8 protein-coding genes are annotated in these 12264 nt (G+C 61.9%); 1 reads left to right on the forward strand and 7 read right to left on the reverse strand.

What is annotated here, in order from left to right; genetic code table 11:
• Positions 1–36: 36 nt before the first annotated feature.
• The 5 genes from FGF54_RS16380 to bcsN all read right to left on the reverse strand — a co-directional run bounded on the left by FGF54_RS16380 (position 37) and on the right by bcsN (position 9109).
• Positions 37–2370, reverse strand: a complete 2334-nt coding sequence (locus FGF54_RS16380) for a cellulose synthase (protein ID WP_168208157.1) — start codon at positions 2368–2370, stop codon at positions 37–39.
• Positions 2361–3416: a glycosyl hydrolase family 8 gene (locus tag FGF54_RS16385; protein WP_142780436.1), complete on the reverse strand. Its 1056-nt coding sequence runs from the start codon at positions 3414–3416 to the stop codon at positions 2361–2363. The genes FGF54_RS16380 and FGF54_RS16385 overlap by 10 nt, the downstream gene beginning before the upstream one ends.
• A complete protein-coding gene (locus tag FGF54_RS16390; RefSeq protein WP_142780437.1) occupies positions 3413–5926 on the reverse strand; it encodes a cellulose biosynthesis cyclic di-GMP-binding regulatory protein BcsB in 2514 nt (837 codons plus the stop codon). Before FGF54_RS16390 ends, FGF54_RS16385 begins: the two co-directional genes overlap by 4 nt.
• Positions 5923–8112, reverse strand: a complete 2190-nt coding sequence (gene bcsA / locus FGF54_RS16395; protein WP_142780438.1) for a UDP-forming cellulose synthase catalytic subunit — start codon at positions 8110–8112, stop codon at positions 5923–5925. Before bcsA ends, FGF54_RS16390 begins: the two co-directional genes overlap by 4 nt.
• A gap of 94 nt (positions 8113–8206) precedes the next feature.
• Entirely contained in the window at positions 8207–9109 is a 903-nt protein-coding gene (gene bcsN / locus FGF54_RS16400) for a cellulose biosynthesis protein BcsN (protein WP_142780439.1), read from the reverse strand.
• Positions 9110–9542: 433 nt separating this feature from the next.
• On the opposite strand from bcsN, the gene FGF54_RS16405 reads away from it, so the two are divergent.
• On the forward strand, positions 9543–10727 hold the full coding sequence (locus FGF54_RS16405; protein WP_142780440.1) for an AGE family epimerase/isomerase: 1185 nt from the start codon (positions 9543–9545) through the stop codon (positions 10725–10727).
• A 51-nt stretch (positions 10728–10778) separates the two neighbouring features.
• Here FGF54_RS16405 and FGF54_RS16410 read toward each other — a convergent pair whose 3' ends face one another.
• Complete coding sequence (locus FGF54_RS16410) at positions 10779–11741, reverse strand: glycoside hydrolase family 26 protein (RefSeq protein WP_142780441.1); 963 nt, start codon at positions 11739–11741, stop codon at positions 10779–10781.
• 13 nt (positions 11742–11754) lie between these two features.
• The gene (locus FGF54_RS16415; RefSeq protein WP_003523821.1) at positions 11755–12258 is read right to left on the reverse strand and encodes a DUF995 domain-containing protein; all 504 of its coding nucleotides are present in this window, start codon (positions 12256–12258) and stop codon (positions 11755–11757) included.
• Positions 12259–12264 lie beyond the last annotated feature (6 nt).

The raw sequence follows: 12264 nt of genomic DNA on the forward strand, positions 1-12264 counted from the left end.
AGCGGCCGGCTATATCCAGCCGCGATAAGCCGCCCGTCAGCCGCCCTGGGGACCGTTGCTCGGCCGGGCGGCGCGCACCGCAGCCAGGCCCCGGATGCCATCCTTGTTTCCGATAGCCGTCAGGCTTTCGAAAATCTGGGCGGCCTCACCATAACGGCGCATGGCGAGGTAGGAATAACCGCGCAGCACCATCAGGTCCGTGCGCTCATCCGCCAGCCGCGCCCGCTGGTCGAGCAGGAGAAGCGTTTCGGCATATCGCTTCGACCCGAACGCAGAAACCGCTCGATCCGCAAGGATCGAGACCTGCAGTTCCGTCGCGCGTGGGCGATCCATACGCGATTTCGTCGCCGAGACGGCTGCATGGTCCGTCAAGCCCATGCGCAGATAGGCAAGGCTCTGGCCGTAGGCTGCGTCGCTTTTGACATTGGACTGACCGCTTTCAATCGCGGATTCGAAAGCTTTGAGAGCCTCCGCCGGCCGGTTTGTCTCCATCAGGCACCAGCCGAGATCGAGCGCCTGCTGTGGCGGCAGACGTTGCGGATCGGGATAGGCAGCGCAGGAGCGCGGGCGCGATGCGGCGCTGGTTTCCCTTTGCACCTGTGCGGGGCGGCGCGCCTGCTTGCGCGAAGGTTCAAGCTGCTGAACGACCGGCGGGTTATACACCACCGCCGTCTCACCCTGCGGTACATTGGTCTGCACGGGCGGCGCCGTCACCTGTGCGACAACCGGCGGCGCGGTTATGGGAGCAACCGCCTGCCCGGACTGGTCCACCATGCGCGCCGTTCCGACATCGGCGATACGTTGCGAACGGCTTCCCCATTGCTGCTGGATGCCACGCAGACCGGCGAGATTGCGAAGATCGTGATAGCTGACCGCCATGCCGTAGGCCGATGGCTCATCATCGGGTTTCCAGCCAAGGGCCGTGCTGAACCATTGCAAAGCAAGCGGCGTCTGCCGGAAGGCAAGCGAGTACCAGCCGAATTGCTGTGCCGTCGCCGCATCCTTGCGCGCCACCGTTTCGGCGGCGATACGTTGCAGCACCTCCGGCGGCAGAACGACCGGCGGCTCCAGCGCGAGAAGATTGGCCGTCGCGGCGAGATAGGTCGCAAGCGCATCGTCGGATGCCTTGCGCCATTTATACATGACGTCCTCGGCCTCACGCGGCTCGTTACGGTCGATCAGCGCCAGCGCCAGCCCCTGCGAGGCCGATGCGCTGTCTTCCTCTTCCCGCGCCTTGCGGAACCACTTCTCCGCCTCCGCCATGTTCTTCTGCCGGATATTGTACCAGCCGAGCAGCAGGGCGTCGCTTGCAAGCTTGTCGGTCTCGGCAAGCCGCTGAAGCCGCATCACATAGGTCGAAGGAACGGCAACGCCCTCCTTCTCCCCTGCCTTGGCCACGAATTGACGGGCGAGATCGTTCTTGACCGGTTCGAATTCCAGCTGACCGTCCGCACCCGGTTTTTCCTTGGCCAGCAGTTCGTCCATCATTTCCGCCGGCAAAAGCGCGGATGCCTTCTGCACGGTGGCGAGCCTGTCGCTGGCGACCGTGCAATTGTTGAGAATGTAGAGATAGGCGTCGCGCGCCCGTCCCATCCGGTCGGTATTGGCGAAGGCATCGGCAACCCGCCACAGCACATCGACCTCGCCACAGGTCAGCAGGCCGGGATTGTTGGCGGCCGTATCCACCACTGTGGCATATTGCTTGAGATCGGAAGCATTGACGAGCCGCTGGCGCGCTTCGGCAAGGGAAAGCATGCCCGTCAGATTGTCGGGCGGCTGCCAGCCGGGCTCCGCCTGCTGGCGGTCGGCAATCGCCTTCCTCACTTCGGCATAACGGCCGTCGGTATAAAGCTGCCACATGGCGTCGAGCCGTGGATCGCCGTTTTCGGGAATGGCGAGAGGATCGGCAGGCGGCGTCCAGTTGGGGTAAAGCGTGCGCAGGCGCGCGATTTCGGCCTGAAGACGCTGCGTATCGCCCCTCGCCGCGAAATAGCGCAAGGCACTCAGATCGACTTCGGGCATATCGGCCGATGCAGGCTGGGTGGCACGAGGGGCCGGCGCCTGCGCCGTCTGTGTTTGCGGCGCCTGTCCGCCAGCCTGCGTCACCGGCAAGGGGTCGGTCGCCGGCACCGTGACCGGCGGTGTCGCGGGCTGCGTTACCTGCGCCATTTCACGGTTCTTGACGAAAGCGTTGATCTGCGCCGGATTGGCCGCCGTCGGCAAAACACGCTGTGCCGCCCGGTTGTCGCCGACCGCCGAGGTATGCACGTCCGACACCCGCCCGAGAATGCTGTCGCGCCAATGGAAGGCGGCGAGCGCTATCAGAAGCAGAATGAGAGCCGAGGTCGACAGTGGCTTGTTCATCGGCATTCCCCGTTATTCCTTGCCAGAAACGACAATGCCAGAAGATGCAATGTGGAAGGATAATAAAGTGTTGGCTGGAAGTTTTTAAGTTCGGCGGAAACGGCCGGCCCGCCGCCGACACAGGCCGCGAGCGCCGGAATGATACGATAACCGGGATCGGACAGGACATCCTTGACCGCTCCACTCTTCAGATCGAAGGTTCCGGCAGCGCCGCTTTCAAGCGTCATGCCGCCTCTCAGCCGGGCGAGCAGCTCCGGCGAGCCCATATTCGCCCTTGCGAGATAAAGCGGTATGCGCACCGCATTATAGCCGAATTCCGGCGGGAAGCCCGATGCCGGCTGCGGCTTCGTCTTCACCGATACCCAGTCAGCCGGCAGTTTTCTATCGCTGAAAGCGAATGTGCCGATCTGCGCCACACCGTCATCGGCAAGCGCTTTCCAAAGCGGCGATGGCGCAACAAGATTGAGCACCGGAAAGGCCTCGAAAATCAGATAGGAAGGATTGACCACTGGCCCATCCTCCCGGTCATCCTCGTCGAAACCGCTGGCCGCCGGCAGAAGCAGCGTTCGCCCGCCGCGTTGCACCACCGTCTTCTTGAGAATGGCGGATGCGATGGCCGCGGATGCTTCGGCATAATCCTGCCGGTTCCATTGCCCGGCCGCCAGCGCCAGCGCATAAGCGATCAAGATATCGCCATCCGTAGCGTTGTTGATATCGGTTACATGCGGTCTGGTGCGCGGATCCCATTTCCAGGCGGAAAGCCCGTCGTCACGCACCAAAAGCTCGGTGCGCGTGAAACTCCAGATCAGTTCGAAGTCGGACAGGTTATCGGCAAGCGCGGCAAGCCACATGCCGTAGCCCTGGCCTTCGCTATGGCTGATATTGCCGTTGCCGGTATCGATGACGCGGCCGCCGGGATCGAGAAACGCGCCTTTATAGGCAGACCACGCCTCCGGCGAAACCGAAGCGGCGCGGCTGACGGAAATACCTGCAATCACCGTTATCATGGACAGGAAGAAAATACCGGCCAGTTTCGAGATCCCGTTCTTCATCGATGCCGTCCCATCATGCGCAGCATCGTGAAAGTGGCGAGGCCGAGGAGAGACACGAAACCGATGAACGCCAGCGAATAGGAAAGAACGTTGGAAGACAGCCAGTTGGCGGCGACCAGCCTCCAGTTGGAAAGGGAAAACGCCCGCGTGACGTAAAAATACGGCCGCTCCACCTCCACCGTTTCAAGCTTTTCGGCAGCGGCATCGTAAGCGGCAACACGTCCCGTAACACCGCGCCAGCGGTTTTCCCGCGTCATCGCCGCCATGCCGTCAAGAAGTTCGGCTGACGTCGGCGCAGTGGCAAGCGTCCACACCCCTTCGCCGGAGGGGCTAAGTCCCTGAGCGAGCATGAAGGATACATTGCCTGGCGGCGCATAGAGCTGCTCGGCGGCCGGCAGGAAGCGCAGCGTATCCGAACTCAGGTCGAAATTCCGCTTCATCCATTCCTCGAGAGAAGACACCTGCCCCTCCCAGACACCGCCGTCCACCCGCTCGCGCCAATCATTGAAAAGGGTCTCGCTGCTCTGGGCGGGCGGCTGAACGCCGGTTCCCATTTTCCAGGATATCTGACTCGAAGGAACGAGATTGAACTGGCCGATCAATGCCTGCGGGAATTGCGAAATCGTGCCGACGAACAGCGCGTCGCGATCGCCGATCACCAGCGGCGAGGCGACAGTCTCGATGTCGATGGGATGCCCCGCCACGCTTGCCAGCCGGCTGATCAGTGTGGCTGCCGCAGACATGGTGTCGGTGTCGAAGCGGTCGAGCGACAGGGCAACAGGCGCTCCGCCGGTCCGATAGGGCTGTCCGGCCCCCGCCATCGCGGCAAGATCCGGCTTGCGGCCGATCTGCGCATAGTCCGGAATATGAAGTTCCGACGTGTCGAACAATGCAAAACGCGGCGTCGTGCTGGCGGGCGCGCCGGGGGCGCAAGCCTGATCCTGCGCCGTCATCAACACCGCCTCGATGGTCACCTTGTTCGGCCCGGGTTTGAAATGACGCATCGTCACATTGATCGGCAGATGCCGGAAAATGCCGCCGCCATTGTTGGAAATCGGCACGGTCGAGGCGATCTGGTCATTGACGTAGATATCGACGTGGCTGCCCGGCAATACCTGCGACGAATAGGCGGCATCGAGGAGAAGCGACGCCTCACCATAGGCGGACGCATAAAAATCGGCTGGCATGCCGACGTAAAACTCGTTGCGGAAACGTCGGCCGCCAAATTCGGTGCTTTCGAAACCAAGTTCGGAAAGCGCGATACGGCGATCCGACATGACGAGCGGCACATCCGGCGCATGCCAGCTTCGGGTCGAAAAAGTCGTTCTCTGCGCACCGGGTGTGCGCGATATCGACGAAAACAGCGTCTCAATTGCCGCCTGCACCGCCTGCGGGGTGGGGCCGCTGACGAAAAGCGGCGAAAGACCGCCCGGCGCGGCGGCGCCAAAACCGGCGAAAGCGCCCGCCGAAGCCTCGGGTGGCAGCGTTCCGGCAATTCCAGCAATCTCCCGGGCGGTGCCGACGAAGACCGTCAGCGTGCCCGCCTTGCGCTCAGCAGAAGGAGCAACCACGAAACGGATCGTCTGGTTCGGCATCTGGGTTCTGAGCGCCAGCGCCTGTGAAAGACGCAGGAGAGAATCCGCAAATGCCGGATTGGCGAGCGCCGGTGCGACAATCTCGATCGAGGTCATCGCCTTTCCGTTCGGCCCCGTCGCCTGAATATCGTCGATATTGGCAAAGCTTCCGGCGACATCCGCATTAAAGCCGATATAGGTATTGGCAGGGTCTATATCGGTCCACAGATCGTAGGTGGACTGGATCGTGCAGTCGGTTCTATGGCGCTGCTGTACACCCAGTCTCACGACATTCGAGCCGACCTGCAAGACGCCGGGCGGGATCTTCAAGGAGACATTGCCCTCGCTGTCGGGCGCTTCGATACGCGCTGGATCCAGCGCGACATTGTTCAGGCTGATCTGAAAATTCGAGCTCTCCGGTGCGACGACGATGGCGTTCTGATACCCGATATTGAGCGAAACGGCGGCATTCACCTGCTCCGGCGTCAGATAGATGCTCCATTGCCGCCTGTCCATCTCCCCGGAAAGGCTGAGCTTTTCATAGGGCAGGATGTATCGGCGGCGACTGTCGGCGTTGAGCGACGGAGCCCTTGCTGGAAGAGGTCTTGAGCCTTCCTGACTCGGAGGAGCCGCAACCGGCGGCGGCAACGGAACGGCTGGGCGCTGTTGCGGCTGCGGCGCGGGCTGAACCGCAAATGGCGGCGGGGCGGATGGCTGAGACGGCGTCTGGGCCGGAATTTGGGCCGGCATCTGGGCAGGTGGCTGCTGACGCGGCGCGGCAGGCGCAACGGCGGACGGCGGCACGGGTGTCGGAGCCGTCTGGGCGGGCCGTTCCGGCGACATGTCGAAGGGGGAGGACTGCGCCATAGCGCCCGTGGCGACGGCCCCCCATACCAACATTGCCAGAGAATCCCGGATGGGTTTACGGCCGATCATTTTACAGCTCCGACAGGTTTGGCGTCTCTGGGAGCAGGCCGAAGCGTTCGGACCAGATAATAAAGGCCGCGCTGCGTCTGGAAGAGCGATATGGCCAGGAAGATGGCCGTACCACGGATAAGGCCGGGGTTCTTGCGGCGCACCCGCTGGAATTCGCTCCATTGTTCCGAATTGGCGAAGATCAGGTCCGCAATCAGGCGGTGATCGACGGCACGTTGCGGCGAAAAGGTGCAGCCGATCGAGACGAAACCCTCGCCCTTCACCGTTCGCACGACGTTGACAGGCATGGTTTCCGGCACGCCCTCGCTATGCGGCTTGACCTTGACGATGGCCGTCGCGCCTTTTTCGATGGTTGTCGCGCTGTCGAAAAGATTGATCAGCAGGCCATGCACCGAGACGTTATCGATGGAAGCCGGCACCCAGGCCTCGCTACCCTCGAGCTTGACTTCGCAACGCCGTTTGACCGTGATGCGCCGCGACGCCGACTTGTCGCCGCGTTCGGAAACGACACCGAGCGCACAGCCCGCGAAGATGAGATTGAGCAAGTTCCAACCGCCGACCACGAGCGTGACATCCGCCTTGTAAGGCTCGCTGTAGATGCGCCAGGCGGCAAAAGCCATCGCCACCAGCAGCAGCGCGAAAATGACGAAGAACGGCCGGCTGATTTCCGAAAGCCGCGCCTCGGCAATGGATTCATCCTTCGCCGTCACCTTGAAGGTGGGCTTGCCGGGATTGAAAATCACCGAAACGACGGCGGGCAGGAGGTGAACCGTCTGCACATATTCGTAAAGTTCCGAAATCCACGGCCAGCGGAAGCTGCCATAGAGATAGTTCTGCATCATCAGGTTCACGAGCATATAGGCCGCCGTATAGGCCAAAAACTCGCCGCCCGAGGCCACGAAAATCTGCAGGTCGAAGAACAGGTAGAACAGCGGTGCGAACAGGAAGATGGTGCGCGGGAACGGAAACAGCCAGAACAGCGTCGACGACATGTAGCAGAGACGCTGCGTAAACGAGAGACCGCGCCGGAAAAGGGGCTGGCGGAAGATCAGGATCTGCATCATGCCCTGCGCCCAGCGGCTGCGCTGGCCGATGAAGCTTGCGAAGGTGGCCGGCTGCAACCCGGCGATCAACGGCTTGTCGACATAGATGCTGTTCCAGCCGCGCGAATGCAGCGCCAGCGCCGTTTCGCAATCTTCCGTGATGCTGACGCCGCTGAAACCTTCGGTATCCTGCAATGCCTCACGCCGCAGCACGGCGGCCGAACCGCAGAAGAAGGCACCGTTCCACTTGTCGAGGCCGCGCTGGATGATGCCGTAAAACATCTCGTTTTCGCTCGGCATCGTCTCGAAGGTGCGCAAATTGCGCTCGATGGGATCGGGATTGACGAAGAAATGCGGTGTCTGCACCAGAAAGAGCCGTGGGTCTTCTTCGAAATAGCCAACCGTTTCCAGAAGGAAGTCGCGGGCGGGCGCGTGGTCGGCGTCGAACACGGTCACGAGCTCGCCGGTCGAATGGGCAAGCCCGTTATTGAGATTTCCGGCCTTGGCGTGGACGTTGCGCTCGCGCGTCAGATAGCGCACGTCGAGGTCCTCGCAGAGCTTCTTCAACTCCTCGTGGCGGCGCTGCGCCGCCTGCGCCTCGACGATATTGCTGGCGTTGCGCTTCTGCACCGAGCCGCCATCGTCCAGCAGCCAGACGGTGAACCGGTCGGCCGGATAATCCATGTTCTTGGCCGCTGCGAGCGTATTGGCGAGAAGCTCAGCGTCCTCGTTATAGCTCGGCACGAAGACGTCGACCGTCGGCCGGTAATCGGGTGAACCGGGCCTCGTCTTGCGCGACGGCAGCGGCATCGACACGATGACGAGGCTGAGCGCCAGCATCACGACGCTGTACATTTCCGCCAGATAGAGCAGAAAGCCGGGAATGAAGTTCTCGAGCTGGTTGACGGGCGGCAAGGTGCTGGTGGTGCGCCAGTAGACATAGCGCAGCACGATGGCCGTGCCGAAACCGAGCGCTACCAGACGCCAAGCCCCCTGCCCGTTGAAGCTCTTGATCGTCGCCAGCAGAATGAGCGAAATCGCCGTGGCGACCAGATGAGTCTGCAGACTGACCGGCATCGTGACGATGGCCAGAACGCAAAGCGACACAAGTAACCAGACAATGATTGTGATGGCCTTGCTCATCCAGAAACTTTCCGTTGTCTTCCCCACCCGGAATTCCGGCCCGGAATTTTTGCGATCTGCGCCTTGGCGTGCTCTTTCCCGCTGGTTCCGGCGATCACCTGCATCCTGACGCCACCCCCGAACCGGACAAACATGCGGGCGACGGAATGGAGACCTGCGGGACCTGCGACGGTTGCCGGCCGCCATCCGCCGGCACACCATCCACGCGCCTGCCCGCCACCGTGGGCCTTACAGGCTGGAGGGGTGCGCCAGCCGATGCGGGCGACGGGATACTGACTGCAGCAACGGGTGGAAGCGGCTGCGGTTCCGGCTGGGCGGGCGGTGCAACGGCAGCCGTGCGACGAACGGGCCGGGGCGGCACGCTCGCGGTCACCTCGCCGCCGGGCCGCATCGGCACCTCATCCGCCTTTATGGGATAGACCGGATGGCCCGGACGCCCGAGATTTTTATCCACCGCCTGCGGCGTGCCGTAAGGGTTCCAGCTGGGCGAGGCATAGGTGCCGGTGATCGTGTAATTATACATGACCGCCAGCAGCCGCTCGACGCTGGCGCCCGACTGGCAAAGGCGCAGCCGCACCTTGATGCGCCCGAGGTTGCGGAAATCCTGCCGCATGCTTTCCGGCGAGCGTATGTCCTGCCAGCCATAAAGGCAGGTATCGTCGCCACGGCCGCTGCCGGCGGCATAGGAGAACGCGCCATAACCGTTCTGCAGGTAATTTGCCGACATGGCGATGTTTTCGCCCGGAAACTCGGCGCGGATTTCCCGCGCGACGGAAGATGCCCTGAAACCGGAAAAAGCCAGGGCATCGCCACCGGTATCGCCGGCCTGTTGCGGACCGAAAAACTCGGCCTTGATGTAATTTTGCCCGGGCGTGACGGCCTCCGAGCGCAAGATGACCTGCTGCGCCACGGCGTTGGAATAGGTGCGGTTGACCACGGTCACGATTTCGGGGCCACCGGGCGGCGGGAAAACCAGCGCCTCGGAAGGGGACAGCATCTGGGGTCCCCCGAAGGACCGAACGCCCGCGGGAGTATTGCAGCCCGACAGAACCGCAATGGAGAACAGCAATGAAGTATAGGCAGAAAAATTCACTGCCTTACGCCCCTTTATTTCCCCAACGCCGCCCAGGTTAAAAGGAGACCGAATCACTAATGACCAGACCATTGTTACGAAATACGTGAGGACTACGAATAAGCAATCTCAAATTTGCGTTGTAATTTCTGACACTTTATGGCTAGCGAATCACCATTGCCGCCCCATGTTCGCCATGGAAGAAGGTGGAACCAATCGCGCCGCCGGGGGTTGGCTTCCTGTCAGGTCGATAATTTTACGGTTGCAGCGCAATATGTCCCATGGTCTACTTGCCTCCATAATGACGTATTTTTATTGGTCCGCTTTTTATTCAACTGTAAAAACAGAGAGTTGACGCATGACATTGCCATTTCCGAGCATCGCGCAGACGCTTGCCGAAGAGATCGGAAGATTACGCAAATGGCTGGATGAGGACGCCCTGCCCCTGTGGTGGGAGGCGGGTTCGGCCCGGCCGGATGGTGGCTTTTACGAACGTCTCGGCCAGGATGCCAAACCGGTTTTTTCCGATGACCGCCGCGCCCGCGTGCAGCCGCGCCAGGCCTATTGTTTCGCCGCCGCCGGCCAGCACGGCTGGCAGGGACCGTGGAAAGACGCGCTCCTGCACGGGCTTTCCTGGTTCGAGAAGGTCTACCGCCTTGAAAACGGCCTTTACGGCAACCTTGCCGACCAGACGGGCCGGCTGATCGATCCCTCCTTCGATCTCTACAATCAGGCCTTTGCGCTGTTTGCCGCCGCACAGGCGGCTGCAAGCCTTCCCGAGCGCCGGGACGAGATGCGCGGCCGGGCGCTCGATATCCTTGCCATCCTCGAACGCGACTACAGACATCCGGTCGCCGGCTTCGAGGAAGCGAACCCGCCGCGCACGCCGCTCTGCTCCAATCCGCACATGCATCTCTTCGAGGCGATGCTGGCCTGGGAGGTGCAGGACCCGGACGGCCCGTGGTCGGCGCTGGCCGACGAGATCGCCGATCTTGCGCTTAACCGCTTCATCGATGGCGGCAATGGCGGCTTGCGCGAATTCTTCACCCATGACTGGACACCGCATGACAGCGACAAAGGCCGGATCATGGAGCCGGGCCACCAGTTCGAATGGGCCTGGCTTCTGGTGCGCTGGGGCAGCCTGCGTGGAAACGACGAAGCGATGGGCAAGGCAAAACGGCTGTTCGAGATCGGCGAGGCCTACGGCATCTGCCCGCGCCGCAAGGTGGCGGTGATGAGCCTCTACGACGATTTTTCGGTGCATGACGGGCTGGCGCGGTTATGGCCGCAGACGGAATGGCTGAAGGCTTCGGTGCGGCTTGCGAGCGTCACGGGCGGCGAGGAGCGTCAGCGTTACCTCGCCTCCGGTCTCAGCGCCATCGGCGCGCTGCAGCCTTTCCTCGACACGCCGGTCAAGGGCCTGTGGTTCGACAAATGGCCGGCCGACAGGCCGATGCTCGACGAGCCGGCGCCGGCAAGCACGTTTTATCACATCGTCTGCGCCATATATGAGGCGGAGGCCGTGCTGGCGGCAGCTAACTAATATTGGACCACCGGACGAGCGGCATCGCCGCTCGCCGGTTTTCGGCGTCGATCAGGCCTTGGCCGGGCGCACGACGCGCCAGTCCGGTCTGCCGAGATTGTGCGGCCAGGCATGAACATCCTTGTCGTTGAAATAGACGACCTCTTCCAGCTTCGGAAAATCCGCCTGTTTCAGCGTCACGTCATTCATCCACGGACGAACATAGGAATCGCCGCCTTCATAACCCAGTTCGGCAACCCAGACCGGCTTGTTGAAGGTTTCGACAAGTCCATAGCCCTTGCGCAGCAGATCGGTGAAGGTCTTCGGTCCGCCATATTCGATCTTGTCGTACTCCTCGAGACCGAAGACCGAGAGGCCCACCAGATCGGCGTAGCTGTCACCGGGGTAGTAGGCCCGCAGACCGTCCAGACCTTTCGGTGACCACATCACCTTGACGCTGGGAACCGCCTTGCGGGTCATGTCCACCATGCGTTTATACGCCGTGATGTAATCACGCGGGTTCCAGCCCGACCACGAGAAACGGCCGGACGTGTCTTCCATTTCTTGACCCCAGCGCAGGATCAGCGGACTTTTCATCGCCGACATGCGCGCGGCGATCGCCTGCATGTTCTGGTCATAGTCGCCTCTCATCACCTTGCGGCGCAACTCGTCGGAGGTGAGCCGCCAGTTAACGTCCCAGGACCAGGGTTCTACGGTGATCAGCACGTTGCGCTTGCGCTCCAGAGCGTAGGCATCCGCAAGCGCGAGACTGTCGAGATCCACGTCCTCCCAGGGCAGGAACAGATGTTCCGTCGCCACCCCGGTCTGGGCCGTGAAATCGCCGTGCGGATCGTAGGCACCGAAACGGATGCCGTCCGCATGCAATGTCGGTCTTTTGTCGGCAAGTGTCTTCATGCCCGTCGACGTCATGGGGGCGACACCCTGTGCGTCGAGCTTGAGCACCGGATACATGCCGGCGGTAAAGGCTGCGGCGGCACCACCTGCGAACAGAAGTTTTCTTCTTGTTATCTGCATGACACCTTACTCCCTACCTTGTTGCCGTCATCGCCTTGTCGTAAGCGGCGATCTGCGGCGTGACATCGTCCTTGCGGACGAGCTTGAGGAATTCATCGCCAGGGCGTGGCGGGTTGTGCCGGAACACGTACCATGGCCCGCCCTGCTTGCGCTGGTAGAGCACCTTGCCAATGCGACCGTGGTCGAAGCAGGTATCGGCCTTGCCGTTTCCTGCCGCGCTTTTCCAGGTGGCGCGCATGCACAGGGTGCCGTTGGCATCGACGGTCCAGCGGCCTTCACCGATGGACTTCTTGCCCTTTTCTTCCGTTGCGGCGATGAATTTGCGGTCTTGGGCGATGAAGCGTCCACCGCCCGTTTCCCATTTCCAGGTCTTGTCGAAGTACATGTCCACGACTTCGCTGGTTCTGAGCGGTTTCGGCGTCTTCGTGCCGCCTGCAGCGTGGACCGCGCTTGGCACGACCACCGCAAGACAGAGTACGAAAGCGGAGAATCCGCATTTGCTTATTGTTGTTTTCATCACAGC

Origin of the sequence: Agrobacterium sp. T29 (genome assembly GCF_006970545.1) — a bacterium.
GTDB classification, from domain to species: domain Bacteria; phylum Pseudomonadota; class Alphaproteobacteria; order Rhizobiales; family Rhizobiaceae; genus Agrobacterium; species Agrobacterium leguminum.

Coding starts and splice junctions, on each gene's coding strand:
- bcsN (WP_142780439.1), bottom strand. CDS start 9,109: ATGCTGTCCCCTTCCGAGGCGCTGGTTTTCCCGCCGCCCGGTGGCCCC.
- bcsA (WP_142780438.1), bottom strand. CDS start 8,112: ATGAGCAAGGCCATCACAATCATTGTCTGGTTACTTGTGTCGCTTTGC.
- FGF54_RS16410 (WP_142780441.1), bottom strand. CDS start 11,741: ATGCAGATAACAAGAAGAAAACTTCTGTTCGCAGGTGGTGCCGCCGCA.
- FGF54_RS16390 (WP_142780437.1), bottom strand. CDS start 5,926: ATGATCGGCCGTAAACCCATCCGGGATTCTCTGGCAATGTTGGTATGG.
- FGF54_RS16380 (WP_168208157.1), bottom strand. CDS start 2,370: ATGCCGATGAACAAGCCACTGTCGACCTCGGCTCTCATTCTGCTTCTG.
- FGF54_RS16385 (WP_142780436.1), bottom strand. CDS start 3,416: ATGAAGAACGGGATCTCGAAACTGGCCGGTATTTTCTTCCTGTCCATG.
- FGF54_RS16405 (WP_142780440.1), top strand. CDS start 9,543: ATGACATTGCCATTTCCGAGCATCGCGCAGACGCTTGCCGAAGAGATC.
- FGF54_RS16415 (WP_003523821.1), bottom strand. CDS start 12,258: ATGAAAACAACAATAAGCAAATGCGGATTCTCCGCTTTCGTACTCTGT.